Below are 15,046 nucleotides of genomic sequence, written 5' to 3' on the forward strand. Positions count from 1 at the left end.
TTTTGAGCATTATTAGCGCCTTTTTAAGGCGAAATGATTTATTTTGGTGCAAAAAAATTTCATAAGATATAGCTTTAGCCTATTATAAATTAAGGTTATTTTAATTTTTTTAATGATTTAGTAAATTTTCAATTAATTGGTATGTTTTTTGCTTCCTTGTGGTGCTAATTTATCTGCTCATTGCACTTTTTCACACTAAATACCCAATTAATTTAGTGAAATGGAAAGTTTTTGTGCTTTACAAACATTGGTGAAGGTGTAATAACTGAAAACACTTTATATGCTTGAGTACGCTGTTTCTTCTTAAAGAAAGGCGTATATTGCAAATCCGCCAGGAAAAATGTTTTTGCGAAGCATTGAACTTTATATGAGTTGATCGGCAATATCGCAGAAAATGAATTGATTGTTTGTTGCTCGAAAGAGCCATGTTGAAAGAAGGGTACGCTATGCACATGCCATCGCCTAATACTGTAGCTCCCGCTCAAGGCTTATATCAGCCTGATGAGTTTAAGGATAACTGTGGTTTTGGTCTGATTGCCCATATGAAGGGTGAATCAAGCCATCATCTGGTCGAAACTGCGATTCACAGTTTAAGTTGCATGACGCACCGTGGTGGTATTGCCGCGGATGGTAAAACAGGAGATGGTTGCGGATTGTTATTGGCAATGCCAAAACAATTTTTCCGTGAAGAAGCTCAGAAGCTAGGCAGTAATCTAACTGAGATTTTTGCTGCGGGTACAGTATTTTTGAATATTGATCCTGCTTTAGCTCAAAATGCAAAGAATATTTTAAATAAAGAAATTGCAGCAGAAGGTTTAACGGTTGCGGCATGGCGTGTTGTACCAACAAATAATGATGCTTTAGGTGAAATTGCATTACAATCACTTCCAGCATTTGAACAAATTTTAGTTAACTGCCCAATGGGTTTGACTGAAGTTGAATTTAACCGCAAGTTATTTTTAGCTCGTCGCCGTGCAGAACAACAATTACAAAACGATCCATTATTCTATGTGACAACACTTGCAACAACTGTCATCACATATAAAGGCTTAATGATGCCAGCAGCAATTGCTGACTTCTATACAGACTTAGCTGATGAACGTCTAAAATCGCATATTGTGGTGTTCCATCAGCGTTTCTCAACAAATACTTTGCCACGTTGGCCATTGGCTCAGCCATTCCGTTATCTTGCGCATAATGGTGAAATTAATACCATTACAGCAAACCGTAACTGGGCACTGGCTCGTACGCCAAAGTTTGAAAATCCATTACTGCCAGGTTTAACTGAGTTAAATCCGATTGTAAACCGTACTGGTTCGGATTCATCAAGCCTAGACAATATGCTAGAAATTCTTGTTGGTGGCGGAATGGACTTATTCCGTGCACTTCGTATGTTGGTTCCACCAGCATGGCAGAATGTTGAAACTTTAGATGCTGATCTACGTGCATTCTATGAATTCAACTCTAAGCATATGGAGGCTTGGGATGGTCCAGCGGGTCTTGTGATTCAAGATGGTCGTCACGCGATTTGTATGTTGGATCGTAATGGCTTACGCCCAGCGCGTTGGGTGATCACCAAAAATGATTACATCACGCTTGCATCAGAGATTGGTGTATGGGGCTATGAGCCAGAAGATGTTGTGTCTAAAGGTCGTGTTGGTCCTGGTCAAATCTTGGTTGTAGATACTTTGACAGGCAAAGTGCTTGATACGAAAGATGTCAGCAATCACCTTAAAAACATGCGTCCGTATCGTGAATGGTTGCGTGACCATGCGATTCGTTTGAAAGCAGATCCTCAGCTTGAAGAACAATTGAGTGATCAAGGTTTAACTGGTGATGCATTAAAAGCGGCTCAAAAAATGTTTATGGTGACATTTGAAGAGCGTGATCAGATTTTGCGTCCAATCGCAGAAAGTGGTCAGGAAGCTGTTGGTTCAATGGGTGATGATACGCCAATGGCAGTCTTGTCTCGTCAAGTTCGCCATGTATCAGACTATTTCCGTCAACAGTTTGCGCAAGTGACCAACCCACCAATCGATCCATTACGTGAATCGATTGTAATGTCATTGGAAACATGTTTGGGTCGTGAGCAAAACGTATTTGAACAGGGTCCTGAACACGCTGATCGCATCATTATTTCAAGCCCTGTATTGTCACATTCAAAAATGCAGCAGCTTCGTGATGTTGAAAAAGAACGTGCGGGTTATGCTGTTGCTGATATCAATCTGAATTATGCAGAAACCGAAGGTTTACAAGCCGCAGTTGCACGTATTTGTGAAGAAGCTGCACAAGCGGTTCGTGATGGCAAAACTTTAATCGTTTTGACCGATAAAAATATTCGTGAAGGTTTCTTGCCAGCAAACTCAGCATTGGTAACAGGTGCAGTACATCACTACCTGATTCAAGTTGGTTTACGTACTGATGCAAATATTTTGGTTGAGACAGGTTTCGCACGTGATCCACATCAATTTGCAGTACTACTAGGTTTTGGTGCGACAGCAATTTACCCGTATTTAGCTTATGACGTGATTAATGATTTGGTTGCAAAAGGCGAGTTATTGGGTGACCCAATTTATGCGCAAGCAAACTTCCGTAAAGGGATTGAGAAAGGCCTATTAAAAGTTCTTTCTAAAATGGGGATCTCGACAGTTGCTTCTTATCGTGGCGGCCAATTGTTTGAAGCGGTAGGTTTGTCATCTGAAGTGGTTGATAAATGTTTCCTTGGCGTACCAAGCCGTATTCAGGGTGCAACCTTTGCTGATCTGGAAAATGACCAGAAAAAATTGGCAAGCACAGCTTGGTCAAATCGTAAACCAATTGATCAGGGTGGTTTACTGAAATTCGTATTCGGTAAAGAGTACCATGCGTTCAACCCTGATGTGATTAACTCATTGCATAAAGCGGTTCGTTCAGGTCAATATCAAGACTTTAAAGAATACGCTGAGCTAGTAAACAACCGTCCAGTTGCTACGATTCGTGACTTATTCAAGTTAAAAACAACCGATTCGATTGCGATTGATCAAGTTGAAACGATTGAAGAGATTCTACCTCGTTTTGACTCTGCGGGAATGTCTTTAGGTGCATTGTCTCCAGAAGCACATGAAGCAATTGCAATTGCGATGAATACGATTGGTGGTCGTTCGAACTCTGGTGAGGGCGGTGAAGATCCTGCACGTTACGGCACTATTCGTAATTCGAAAATCAAACAGATTGCATCAGGTCGTTTTGGTGTAACTCCTGCGTACTTAACTTCTGCTGAAGTGTTGCAGATTAAAGTGGCACAGGGTGCAAAACCAGGTGAAGGTGGTCAATTACCAGGTGGTAAAGTAAATGGCTTAATTGCACGTTTACGTTACTCAGTGCCGGGTGTGACTTTGATTTCTCCGCCTCCGCATCATGACATTTATTCGATTGAAGATTTGTCACAATTGATCTTTGACTTGAAGCAAGTCAATCCTCAAGCGATGGTATCGGTAAAACTAGTATCAGAGCCAGGTGTTGGTACTATTGCGGCAGGTGTTGCAAAAGCCTATGCCGACTTCATTACCATTTCAGGTTATGACGGTGGTACAGCGGCATCACCACTTTCATCGATTCACCATGCGGGCTCGCCTTGGGAACTTGGTTTAAGTGAAGCGCATCAAGCACTTCGTGTAAATGATTTGCGTGGTAAGGTTCGTGTACAAACTGATGGTGGATTAAAAACAGGTCTGGATGTGATCAAAGCAGCAATTTTAGGTGCTGAAAGCTTTGGTTTCGGTTCTACACCAATGATCGCATTAGGTTGTAAATATCTGCGTATTTGCCACTTGAATAACTGTGCAACTGGTGTTGCAACACAGCAAGATCATTTACGTCAAGAGCACTATATTGGCGAGCCAGAAATGCTCATCAACTTCTTCAAGTTTATTGCTGAAGAAACACGTGAATGGTTAGCTGCTTTAGGTGTTGCATCACTTAAAGATTTGATTGGTCGTGTTGATTTGCTTGAGGTTTTACCAGGCGAAACTGAAAAGCATGCTCATCTTGATCTCAGTGCATTATTGACATCACATCCTGCTGCTGAAGGCAAAGCTCAGTATTGCCAAGTTCAAGGTAATGCACCATTTGATAAAGGTGTTTTAGCTGAGAAAATGGTGGCTGAGATGTTGCCAGCAATTGAAGCAGGTACAGGTGGTTCGTTTAACTTCACTGTCGGTAACTGTGACCGTTCAATTGGTGCGCGTATTTCTGGTGAAATTGCACGCCGTTATGGCAACTTGGGTATGGAAAACAGCCCAGTAGTCATGAACCTTGTAGGTACTGCTGGTCAGTCGCTTGGTGTTTGGAACGCTGGTGGTTTGCATATCAAACTTGAAGGTGATGCAAACGATTACGTGGGTAAAGGTATGGCTGGTGGTCGTGTGTCGATCTTCCCACCAAAAGGCTCTCCTTTCCAAACGCAAAATACTGCAATTATTGGTAACACCTGTTTATATGGTGCGACTGGCGGTAAGGTCTTTGCGGCGGGTACTGCGGGCGAGCGTTTTGCAGTTCGTAACTCAGGTGCATTTGCAGTCATTGAAGGTGCAGGTGACCACTGTTGTGAATATATGACAGGTGGTGTGGTGACAGTACTGGGTAAAGTCGGTCATAACTTCGGTGCAGGCATGACTGGTGGTTTTGCTTATGTACTTGACCTTGATAATGACTTTGTTGACTACTATAACCATGAGCTTATTGACCTAAATCGTATCTCTACAGAGGCGATGGAAGATCATAAAGAAAACCTCCTTCGTATTCTTGATGAACATATTCAAGAGACTGGAAGTGCTTGGGCATACAAAATCCGTAATGAGTTCGACTTCTATAGTCGTAAGTTCTGGCTTGTAAAACCAAAAGCTGCTAATTTGCAATCGCTTTTGAAAACAACCCAAGCTGATCCACAATAATTCCACGACTGCAAAGACATAGGCAGGTGCAGAGGTGAAGGACACCACTGCGCCTACCCACGGAGAGAGACATGGCAGAACGCCTCAATAATGACTTTCAATTTCTGGATGTAGCACGCCAAGATCCAGAGAAAAAAGATATTACTGTCCGCAAAGCAGAGTTTGTGGAAATTTATAAGCCTTTTACTGCGGAAGTGGCGGCAAATCAGACGCACCGTTGTTTAGGTTGTGGTAACCCATATTGTGAATGGAAATGTCCAGTACACAACTACATTCCAAACTGGTTAAAGCTGATTGCAGAAGGACAAATTTTCCAAGCGGCTGAGCTTTGCCATCAAACTAATACCTTGCCAGAAGTATGTGGCCGTGTTTGTCCGCAAGACCGTTTGTGTGAAGGTGCATGTACCTTAAATGATGGTTTTGGTGCGGTTACGATTGGTAATGCAGAAAAATATATCAATGATACAGCGTTCGCTTTGGGCTGGCGTCCAGATATGTCTGGCGTGAAATGGACCAATAAAAAAGTTGCCATTATTGGTGCGGGTCCAGCAGGTTTAGGCTGTGCTGATATTCTTGCTCGCGGCGGTGTGAAACCAGTTGTATTTGATAAACGCCCTGAAATTGGTGGTTTACTTACTTTTGGTATTCCAGAATTTAAAATGGAAAAAGATGTGATGAAACGTCGTCGTGAAATCTTCACGGGGATGGGTATCGAATTCCGCTTAAATACTGAAATCGGTGTCGATGTAACGATTGAACAACTCCTTGCTGAATACGATGCCGTATTTATGGGGATGGGAACCTATACCTACATGAAAGGTGGTTTTCCTGGCGAAGATCTTGATGGTGTTTACGATGCCTTAGATTTCTTAATCGCTAACGTCAATCGTTGCCAAGGTTGGGAAAAAGATCCAAGCGAATACATCAGTGTTGATGGTAAGAAGGTGATTGTTCTTGGTGGTGGTGACACTGCAATGGACTGTAACCGTACTTCATTGCGCCAAGGTGCGCATGATGTGACATGTGCTTATCGTCGTGACGAAAGCAACATGCCGGGTTCTGCGCGCGAAGTGAAGAATGCCTATGAAGAGGGTGTAAAATTCCTGTTCAACCGCCAGCCAATTGAGGTTGTTGGTGAAAATGGTAAGGTGACTGGTGTTAAGGTTGTCACTACACAAATGGGTGAGCCTGATAGCCGTGGTCGTCGTAGCCCTGAACCTGTTCCGGGTTCTGAAGAAATTTTGCCGGCAGATGCAGTATTACTTGCATTTGGTTTCCGTCCAAGTCCTGCTGATTGGTTTGGTTCTGCAAATGTAAGTTTAGATGGTTCAGGTCGTGTCGTTGCGGCAGAACAACAAGAATTTAAATTCCAAACATCTAATCCAAAAATCTTCGCTGGCGGAGATATGGTGCGTGGTTCTGATCTTGTTGTTACTGCAATTTGGGAAGGTCGCCAAGCAGCAGAAGGTATTTTAGATTATTTAGGTGTCTAATTAATCTTTATAGTTTGATTGCGATAAGGCCTGCTTAAGCAGGCTTTATTTTTTCATCTTATCTTTTTGGTAGTTTTAGCAAATCTCGTAAGCTTTTTTGCCCTGTCGCTGATCATTTTTCAGCATGATACTCGAAGACCAATCAGGAAATTGTGCAGGCAATAAAGATGGCTCTTGCAAATGTGAATGCTGAAAGAACCTATTTAAATAGACCAAAAGCTTTGGGTATTACGGTACGTCGTTTGCAGTTTAATCCAAAAAAAATTAAACGACATTATTTTGCTAATTCTCCACTAATGTCACATCTCTTAACGGCTTTGTCCTCAACATTTCCAATCGGTGAACAGTATTTTGTAAATAGCGTGAGGAATGTCAGGGATAAAGTCCAAGAGCCGCAGTTACAAGCACAAATTGCAGCATTTATCGGGCAAGAAGCGATGCATTCTAAAGCACATACCGAATTTAATGATGCATGGCGAAGAGATGATTACAATCTAGACCGTTTTCAAGCGTGGCTCGCAAAACGTGATGATACACTGAGAAATATTCACCCTAAATTACAGCTTGCGTTGACCTGTGCATTTGAACATTTTACAGCGATGTTAGGTGGTTATATTCTGAAGCATCCAGAGATTCTAAGTACTTTAGATGATGATGCGATGAAACTTTGGGTTTGGCATGCGATTGAAGAAATCGAGCATCGCTCGGTTGCTTTTGATGTCTATCAAGAGGTCTATGGTGATGACCGAATTCGTCGCCTGTTGATGCGTAGCGTGACCACCGGATTTGCAAGTCTCACTTTTTATGCAACATCACGTTTGATTTGGCAAGATAAGTGGAAAAGCTTTCCGAAAGTTGGTGGCAATGTATTTGGGATGTATTTGCTTGGGAAAATGTTTATTCAACTGATTCCAGAATACTTGTCTTATTATCAAGCGGATTTTCATCCTGCAAAGCACGACTATACAAAATTAGTGAATTATTGGAAAGCACGTATGGCAGATGAGTACGGTATGGTCAGTTTTCAAGAAGAAAAAGTTTCAAAATTATATAGTTAATCCATTTTTTATAAACATAAATGTTGTGCTTAACAAGGCATTACTCAAGGCCATTGAGTAATGTCTTTTTTTATTTAAATACGTATAAAGTAACTTTAATAAATGTTACACAGCGAACAAAAAATCACATTACAATGAATTATTGCAAAAAATATAAAGAAAAACCTGAGGATAAATTTTTATGAAAGTTATTAAGAAAACCGCATTAGCAACAGTATTAACAAGCACCTTGTTGTTCACAGGTTGTGGATATAATACTTTACAAGTGAAAGATGAAGCCGTAAGTGCTTCATGGTCTGAGGTGCAAAATCAGTATCAGCGTCGAGCAGATCTTGTGCCCAATCTTGTCAATGTGGTTAAGGGCTATGCTAAACATGAAGAACAAGTCCTCACAGAGGTTACACAAGCTCGTTCTAATGTTGCGGGTTTAAAAGTAGATAAAGAAGTTTTAGAAGACCCAGCGCTATTCGAAAAATATCAACAAGCACAAAGTCAATTGACTGGTGCATTATCTCGTTTGATTGCTGTTTCTGAAAATTATCCAGATTTAAAAGCCAATGAACAATTTCGTGATTTACAAGCACAATTGGAAGGTACAGAAAATCGAATCGCGGTTGCTCGTAATCGCTATATTACGACCGTGCAAGATTACAACTCATATGTGCGTCAGTTCCCACAAGCAATGACGGCAAAAGTCATTGGTATGAAAACCAAAGAGAACTTTAAAGCAGAGCAATCTGCGCAACAAGCGCCAACAGTTTCATTTAATTAAGATTTGAAATTGTTCTTGATGGGTTTGGAGTTGCCATATGTTGGAAGAAATTAGACAAAAACTTAAGCAGCTTTCGGCTGTTCTCATGATTGTTTTTGTAACACTATTTTTTCAACATACAGTTTGGGCTGAGGTTGCGACTGCAGCAGATGAAACTGATTTAGTCGTTGCAAGTAAAATTATTCAACAACAGCAAAAGAATAAGCCCACGCCTTCAAGTGCTTCAAATACTGAAACATCGGTATTGCCTAAAGTTGCGAATGATATGGTTGAGGGTGAATCCATACGTGGTTTACCGACTTTAAATCAGCCTATCATAGATCAAGCCAAAATATTAAGTGATGCAGAAATACAGCAACTCAATCAAAAAATACTGACGTTGTATCAGCAGGGTAAAGCTCAGATTGGGGTGATTATTGTGCCAACCACTGGACAGGAAGCTATTTTTGATTTTGCTTTACGTACAGGTGAAAAATGGCAATTAGGTTCTGCTAAACGTGATAATGGTTTGTTGATGGCAATTGCAGTCAATGATCGCAAAATTCAGATTCTAACAGGCTATGGTCTAGAAGGTGTTTTACCTGATGTGGTACTGAGCCGCATTATTCGTAATCAAATTACACCTTATTTTAAACAAGGTCAGTATGCTCAAGGAGTTTCATCAGGTTTGGATGAGATAAGCCGGATTGTAAATCAAGATCCAGAAATTGCACAACAGGCTGCCCAAGAATTAAAAGACCGTCATGAACAAGCTTTACGTGAGCAACAAGCGAAAGATAATACGCTAACTATGGCGCTATTTATCCTTATAGCTGGTGTTGTCGGTTCATTCATTGTTGGCAATCGTTTAAGCGCTGCTACAGCAGGCGTTACCGCTGCCGCTGCTGGGCTTTTAAATGGCGCTGGTATTTTGATGAGCTTATTGCTTGGTTTTGGTATTTTCTTTTTACTGATTACCTCACTAGCTCAGCTTATTTTTCAAGCTTTTCTATCTGGAGGGGGACGAGGTGGCGGTGGTTTTGGTGGAGGAAGCGGTGGCGGATATAGTGGCGGTGGTGGTAGTTTTGGTGGAGGAGGAGCATCAGGTTCATGGTGACAAAGACGGATACAACGGAAATCATTACGCAATCGAAACTAGAAGAATATGCACAACCTAGTCTAAAACGCTGGTTCAAACATTTTTTCTATATTTCTTCTGCACATCGTTTTTTTAATAAAAAAGATCGCTTAGATATTGCACAAGCTGTGCAGCAAGCCGAAAAAGGGCATGTTGGGGAAATTCAAGTGGTAATAGAAGGGCATATACCCTGTTCACAAGCTTATCATCAAAACACACGGCTACGTGCTCAGCAGCTATTTGCTGAATTAGGTGTATGGGATACTGAATTGAATAGTGGGGTTTTGCTTTATTTGAACCTTTGTGAGCGCAAAGTTGAGATTGTGATTGATCGTGGTCTTAAAAATGCGACTCAAACTGAGATTTGGAATCAGATTTGTCAGCGTATTGTCTATCAACTTGCTCAAAAACAACATTTAGAAGCTATAAAAAACGGAATTAACGAGATTGGTCAAGTATTAGATCATTATTATTCTAATTCGAAGATAGATAACAAAAATGAATTGCCAAACGAGCCTATCATTCTAAATTGAATGATTTAATAGTTTTATGATCTTTTTTGACACATTTAGAGTAGGCTTATCTCGTAAATAGTTTTGTAAAGACCTATTTCTGGAATGAACTTTTTATCTTCCGATAAGCGGTCATGTAAATATTCATAATTTTTATGTGATTTGTTTCGCTCAATTTTGCGTCTCTTCGATAGAAATCATGCTTAATTGGTACGGGATTTGAAAATAAGTTGTGAAAGGTGACATTTTTTGTCATTTTTTGCCATAAAGGGTGATAATTGCGTTAAAACTAATCTGCAATAATATTCTTTTAAGTCTCTGTTTTTTTGAGTTAAAATTGGCTAAGCTAAGGATTGGCATAGAACATGCTAAATACAAAGTAGCTGAAAAGGCTTATAAAAATTTAATACATTGGAGAAATGTTATGAAATCAATGCAAAAAGGTTTTACTCTTATCGAATTGATGATCGTTGTAGCGATCATTGGTATTTTGGCTGCAATTGCACTTCCTGCTTACCAAGACTATACAGTGCGTACACGTATCACTGAAGGTTTAGGTCTTGCTGAATCTGCAAAATCAGCGATTCAAACTGATGGTTCAGCGTCTTTAGCTGATCTTAACCGTACTGTTACAACTTGGAATGCTCAAGCTGCTGGTACTGGTGCTAACTCTAAATATGTAGATTCTGTATTGATGACAGCTGGTACAGGTGTGATCACGATCACTTATAATCCGACTCAAGTTGGTTTGGCTGCAGCAGAAAATATAATTACTTTAACGCCGTGGGTGCGTAGTGGTGCAGCTCAAGCTGGTGAATCATTGGCAGCAGCAATTGCTGCTGGTCGTACTGGTACAATTGACTGGGGTTGTGCTTCTGAAACAAATGCAACTGCAACTGCAAGTAATATTACAGCTCCTGCTGTAGCTGCAGGTGTGCGTGCTAAATACGCTCCAGCAGCTTGCCGTTAATACTTTCCTAAAAAATGCAGCCTTAGGGCTGCTTTTTTTTATTCAATATAAATGCTCGAATGTAATAAAAATACGAATAAAGTGACGTTTTAGGTTACCTATTTTTTTTTGATAAACATAAGTTACTGTAAAATAACATTTTAATTTATGGTACGCTTTTTGATTGTAAAATAATAATAAATGGGATTATGGGGTGGAGTATGCAAAAGGGATTCACACTGATTGAGTTGATGATCGTTGTTGCAATTGTGGGTATTTTGGCTGCAATAGCAATGCCTGCGTATCAGGATTATACGGTTCGTACTCGTGTCGTTGAGGGGATTGGTTTGGCTGATCAAGCAAAACAGGCAATATCGATTGAAGCAATTATTTCGGCAGCAGATTTACAGCGTGTAGCGCAGGCTTGGAATGCACAAGCTGTAGGTACTGGGGCAAATAGTAAATATGTTAATAGCATACAAGTTGATGAAGTGACAGGTGAAATTGAAATAACATTTAACCCAACTCAAGTCGGTATTGCTGCAACAGAAAATACGTTGATGCTGAGCCCTTATATTCGGGCGAGCAATGGTAATGCACTAACTTTATTGGCTGCTTTGACTGCAGGTCGCAGCGGATCAGTTGACTGGGCTTGTTCATCGCAAACACAACAATCTGCTATAATGCAAGGTATGCCAGGAGCAACGTTAGGCACAATTCAGCCAAAATATGTTCCAGCAGCATGTAGATGATTTTAGAAGGAATTTAATTAAAAAATGCGATCAGCAAAGACAAAATTTGTAATAACGCACTTATTTTTTTCATTGTGTGTTGCATTATGCGTCGTCGTGCTTATTTTTGTTTTTTGGTATCCGTTGCCTTTGAATAAAGCGACTGGAGTTACGCACATTTTTTTAATGATGCTCGCAATAGATATTGTTTTAGGTCCCTTTTTTACTTGGTTGGTTTATAAAGAAGGCAAAAAGACTTTAGTATTTGATTTAGTAGTTATTATTTTGATTCAAATCGCTGCACTGGGTTATGGAATTTATAATATTGCACAAGGACGCCCAGTATGGATTGTATATAGTGTTGACCGATTTGATCTTGTTAGGAATAATGAGCTTTATACAAAAAATATTCACCATGCTCAAAAAAAATATCAACAAACATCTTGGTTAACACCACAATTTGCGGCAATTGAGTTTTCGAAAGATGAAAAACAACGTAATGAAGATATGTTTGATGAGGTATTGGGTGGGGTTGATATTTCCCAACGACCAGAACGTTATGTGGCGATTGATAAAGCTAAAGTTCAGATTCAGAAACGAGCACAAGATTTGGTATTATTATCGAAATATAATGATCCTGATTCTGTGAAAAAGATATTAAATCGATATCCAAAAGCAAATGCTTTTGTTCCATTAAAAGCAAATGCAGTAGATATGACTGTGTTAATTCATAAAGAAACTGCCGAGGTAATTGAAATTGTAGATTTACGACCTTGGAAATTAAATTAAATTTATTCGATTTTGAAAATTTGTTTAAATGAGCTTCGATGTATAATCTATCGAAGCTCATTTTTTTATGTCGATATGCAAATTCTTTGTAGTTTAGTTGCAGCATTGCTGATTAGTTTTGCTTGGCTGTCGCCATTTCATACCTATCCCTGGGTGACATTTTCTAGTGAGCTGGCAAGCTTCGGGGCTGCTTTGGTGTTACTGGGTGTTCTGCTCAAACAAAATATTAAAATTCCTAAACCACAACTTTTAATGTTGCCCTTGCTTTTGATTCCTTTATTTCAATTGCTATTTGGACTCGTTCCAGATTTTAGTGTGGCATTGCTCAGTTTTTCATATGTTTTTATGTTTTGGTTGATGATGATAGGTGGATATAACCTGTCCTCTACATCTCAAAATCGTGAACGCTCTATGCAAGGGATGAGTTATGTAGTGTTGAGTGTTGCTCTTATAAGTAGTTTGATTGCGATTGTTCAATGGTTGAATCTAGAGTCAAATTTTAGTTGGGTTATTCAACTAAAGGGAAGTCGGCCATATGCGAATTTTGGTCAACCCAATAATTTAGCTACATTTTTGATTGTAGGTTTAATGGGTGCGTTGTTCTTATATGAAAAGCATAAAGCATCTTTGTGGCTACTTATCCCATCAAGCTTATCTATCTTATTTGCGATTTGCTTAACGCAGTCACGTACTTCCTGGCTAGTCTGTATTTTTATTTGTATCTATTGGGTGATTAAGCAATATAAGAATAAACCAAGGCTTAATTTTATTAAGTTATTTGGTTGGGCTGCTACTTATTTTTTAATTGCGGGCTATTTATTGCCTATTATCGCACAAGTCATGACGACAAGTGTTGGAGAGGCGGTAACCCATACAGCATCACTAGCAGAACGTGCAGGTTCAGGGCATGAGCGTCTTGGGATGTGGATGCAAATTATACATGCCATAGGTGAGCGTCCGTGGTTTGGTTATGGCTGGAATCAAACAAGTGTCGCGGTTGTGGAAAGTATCCATTTTAATACCGTACAAGTTTGGTTTAATAGCGCACATAATATTGTGTTAGATCTGTTGGTTTGGAATGGTTTGCCATTAGGCTTTTTAATTATTGCGTATTTTGCGATTTGGTTGTTTTGGTTAAGTAAAAATGCAAAAGATACAATTTCGATTGTGGCAATATTAATGGTCAGCGCAATTTTGATGCATGCAATGTTGGAGTTTCCGCAGCGCTATGCTTATTTTTTATTACCAATGGGTTTTTTGTTGGGGTTAATTCAAGCTCAAACGCCAAATTTAAACGGTGTTACCTTACATCGAAATATTATTCGTTGTGTATGGCTCGTTTCTCTGATTGTCTTACTGTTGATTTGGCGAGATTACAAACTTTTTCAAGAGAATAGTAAATTGGTTTTTAAGCAAAAACCAGTTTCAGAAGAGATATTGGGCAGTTCTAAAATATTGATACTCACTCAATTTCAACAACGATTAGATTGGATTGCTTTAAAACCTCAGACATTGATGTCTGATTCAGATCTTAGCGTAATTGGCGAAATGGTTGAAAATAAGGCCACACCTTATAATTTAAAAAAATATGCACAATTACTTGTTTATAATCATAAACTTGATGAGGCGGAGCAACAATTATTTGTTTTGCAACAATTGTATAAGCAAAAAATAAGTTTGGCAGAAATTATGGAATTAAATAATAAATAAAGTTGTAAAATTCATCTACTTTATCTTTTAAGGGATAAAGTAGATGACATGCTTTAAATTTGGCTTTGGATATAGTTTTCGATGCCAACATTTTCAACTAAATCAAGTTGTGTATCGAGCCAATCCCAATATTCTTCTTCTTTCTCTAAAATTTCCTGAACTAAATCACGTGTAACGTAGTCTTGTTGTACTTCAGCAAGTTCAACAGCTTGTTTAATCGCTTCAATGTTTTCTTTTACTTTACGAATGTCGCAATTGAGGACTTCGATGGTATGTTGCCCAATATACAATTTACCTAGATGCTGTAAATTAGGTAAGCCTTCTAAGAATAAGATCCGTTCAATGACCTTATCCGCATGCTTCATTTGACGAATTGATTCTTTATATTCAGCGGAGCCAAGTTTTTCAATTCCCCAGTCATTAAACATACGAGAGTGTAAAAAATATTGGTTAATTGCAGTTAAATGGTGATAAAGCACCTGATTCAGTTGATTAATCACGTCTCGATTGCCTTTCATTGCACTTACTCCATAACACCATGATGCCCTAGTTTTTAAGGCAATTTATATGATTTTAATCAACAAATAATAATCTGACGAGTAAATTATAGAACGGCAAATGAAAATCACAATCAAAATACGAAAAGCATTTTGGATTTATAGTAAGGGGGAATAATTGAAATAAAAAAACCGCTTATCTGAGGAGTGGTTAAAGTTCGACAAGAAGCGGTGGAGTCGTAAACGGATAGTTTAAATGAGCTTGTTGAGATATTGGATTAATTTAAATTATGCAGCAACTGAAATACGAGCAGCTATTTCTGCGAGCTCATCACTAATAATTGAACGAGCTTCGGGTGCACAACGACCACAGCAAGTGCCTAAGTCGAGTAAATCACGAATTTCACGATAACTTTCAGCGCCATTTGCAACAGCGTCTTTGATATCTTGATCTGTGATTCCACGGCATAAACAGACATACATGGGA

Annotated in this window: 12 protein-coding genes; 10 read left to right on the forward strand and 2 right to left on the reverse strand. The window is 39.3% G+C overall.

Annotated elements, in window-relative coordinates:
* The first annotated feature begins 452 nt into the window (after positions 1-452).
* From gltB to AAV96_RS15620, 10 genes are all read left to right on the forward strand, one after another.
* On the forward strand, positions 453-4,931 hold the full coding sequence (gene gltB, locus AAV96_RS15575) for a glutamate synthase large subunit (protein WP_171249169.1): 4,479 nt from the start codon (positions 453-455) through the stop codon (positions 4,929-4,931).
* Positions 4,932-5,002: 71 nt separating this feature from the next.
* Positions 5,003-6,424, forward strand: a complete 1,422-nt coding sequence (locus AAV96_RS15580) for an FAD-dependent oxidoreductase (protein WP_004660164.1) — start codon at positions 5,003-5,005, stop codon at positions 6,422-6,424.
* Positions 6,425-6,591: 167 nt separating this feature from the next.
* Complete coding sequence (locus AAV96_RS15585) at positions 6,592-7,482, forward strand: metal-dependent hydrolase (protein WP_046739960.1); 891 nt, start codon at positions 6,592-6,594, stop codon at positions 7,480-7,482.
* 181 nt (positions 7,483-7,663) lie between these two features.
* Complete coding sequence (locus AAV96_RS15590; RefSeq protein ID WP_004660169.1) at positions 7,664-8,254, forward strand: LemA family protein; 591 nt, start codon at positions 7,664-7,666, stop codon at positions 8,252-8,254.
* 85 nt (positions 8,255-8,339) lie between these two features.
* Positions 8,340-9,350, forward strand: coding sequence for a TPM domain-containing protein (locus AAV96_RS15595; RefSeq protein ID WP_413772448.1), 1,011 nt, complete (start codon positions 8,340-8,342; stop codon positions 9,348-9,350).
* Complete coding sequence (locus AAV96_RS15600; RefSeq protein ID WP_046739962.1) at positions 9,344-9,904, forward strand: TPM domain-containing protein; 561 nt, start codon at positions 9,344-9,346, stop codon at positions 9,902-9,904. The genes AAV96_RS15595 and AAV96_RS15600 overlap by 7 nt, the downstream gene beginning before the upstream one ends.
* Before the next feature lie 412 nt (positions 9,905-10,316).
* Complete coding sequence (locus tag AAV96_RS15605; RefSeq protein ID WP_413772449.1) at positions 10,317-10,853, forward strand: pilin; 537 nt, start codon at positions 10,317-10,319, stop codon at positions 10,851-10,853.
* A gap of 200 nt (positions 10,854-11,053) precedes the next feature.
* The gene (locus AAV96_RS15610; protein ID WP_046739964.1) at positions 11,054-11,584 is read left to right on the forward strand and encodes a pilin; all 531 of its coding nucleotides are present in this window, start codon (positions 11,054-11,056) and stop codon (positions 11,582-11,584) included.
* A 24-nt stretch (positions 11,585-11,608) separates the two neighbouring features.
* Positions 11,609-12,352, forward strand: coding sequence for a TfpX/TfpZ family type IV pilin accessory protein (tfpZ, locus tag AAV96_RS15615; protein WP_046739965.1), 744 nt, complete (start codon positions 11,609-11,611; stop codon positions 12,350-12,352).
* 75 nt (positions 12,353-12,427) lie between these two features.
* Positions 12,428-14,062, forward strand: a complete 1,635-nt coding sequence (locus tag AAV96_RS15620) for a PglL family O-oligosaccharyltransferase (protein ID WP_046739966.1) — start codon at positions 12,428-12,430, stop codon at positions 14,060-14,062.
* A gap of 53 nt (positions 14,063-14,115) precedes the next feature.
* On the opposite strand, the gene bfr is transcribed toward AAV96_RS15620, so the two are convergent.
* Positions 14,116-14,580 carry a heteropolymeric bacterioferritin subunit Bfr gene (gene bfr, locus AAV96_RS15625; RefSeq protein WP_004660182.1) on the reverse strand — a complete coding sequence of 155 codons (465 nt, stop codon included), beginning with the start codon at positions 14,578-14,580 and terminating at the stop codon, positions 14,116-14,118.
* A gap of 267 nt (positions 14,581-14,847) precedes the next feature.
* Positions 14,848-15,042, reverse strand: a complete 195-nt coding sequence (locus AAV96_RS15630; RefSeq protein WP_004660183.1) for a bacterioferritin-associated ferredoxin — start codon at positions 15,040-15,042, stop codon at positions 14,848-14,850.
* Positions 15,043-15,046: the final 4 nt, after the last annotated feature.

It is taken from the genome of Acinetobacter sp. AG1 (assembly GCF_001005525.1).
GTDB classification, from domain to species: domain Bacteria; phylum Pseudomonadota; class Gammaproteobacteria; order Pseudomonadales; family Moraxellaceae; genus Acinetobacter; species Acinetobacter modestus.

What these genes read in the sequence shown, in the direction of transcription:
- AAV96_RS15610 (WP_046739964.1), top strand. Translation starts at nt 11,054, where the DNA reads ATGCAAAAGGGATTCACACTGATTGAGTTGATGATCGTTGTTGCAATT.
- AAV96_RS15585 (WP_046739960.1), top strand. Translation starts at nt 6,592, where the DNA reads ATGGCTCTTGCAAATGTGAATGCTGAAAGAACCTATTTAAATAGACCA.
- AAV96_RS15605 (WP_413772449.1), top strand. Translation starts at nt 10,317, where the DNA reads ATGCAAAAAGGTTTTACTCTTATCGAATTGATGATCGTTGTAGCGATC.
- AAV96_RS15595 (WP_413772448.1), top strand. Translation starts at nt 8,340, where the DNA reads ATGATTGTTTTTGTAACACTATTTTTTCAACATACAGTTTGGGCTGAG.
- AAV96_RS15590 (WP_004660169.1), top strand. Translation starts at nt 7,664, where the DNA reads ATGAAAGTTATTAAGAAAACCGCATTAGCAACAGTATTAACAAGCACC.
- AAV96_RS15620 (WP_046739966.1), top strand. Translation starts at nt 12,428, where the DNA reads ATGCAAATTCTTTGTAGTTTAGTTGCAGCATTGCTGATTAGTTTTGCT.
- gltB (WP_171249169.1), top strand. Translation starts at nt 453, where the DNA reads ATGCCATCGCCTAATACTGTAGCTCCCGCTCAAGGCTTATATCAGCCT.
- AAV96_RS15600 (WP_046739962.1), top strand. Translation starts at nt 9,344, where the DNA reads ATGGTGACAAAGACGGATACAACGGAAATCATTACGCAATCGAAACTA.
- AAV96_RS15580 (WP_004660164.1), top strand. Translation starts at nt 5,003, where the DNA reads ATGGCAGAACGCCTCAATAATGACTTTCAATTTCTGGATGTAGCACGC.
- tfpZ (WP_046739965.1), top strand. Translation starts at nt 11,609, where the DNA reads ATGCGATCAGCAAAGACAAAATTTGTAATAACGCACTTATTTTTTTCA.
- AAV96_RS15630 (WP_004660183.1), bottom strand. Translation starts at nt 15,042, where the DNA reads ATGTATGTCTGTTTATGCCGTGGAATCACAGATCAAGATATCAAAGAC.
- bfr (WP_004660182.1), bottom strand. Translation starts at nt 14,580, where the DNA reads ATGAAAGGCAATCGAGACGTGATTAATCAACTGAATCAGGTGCTTTAT.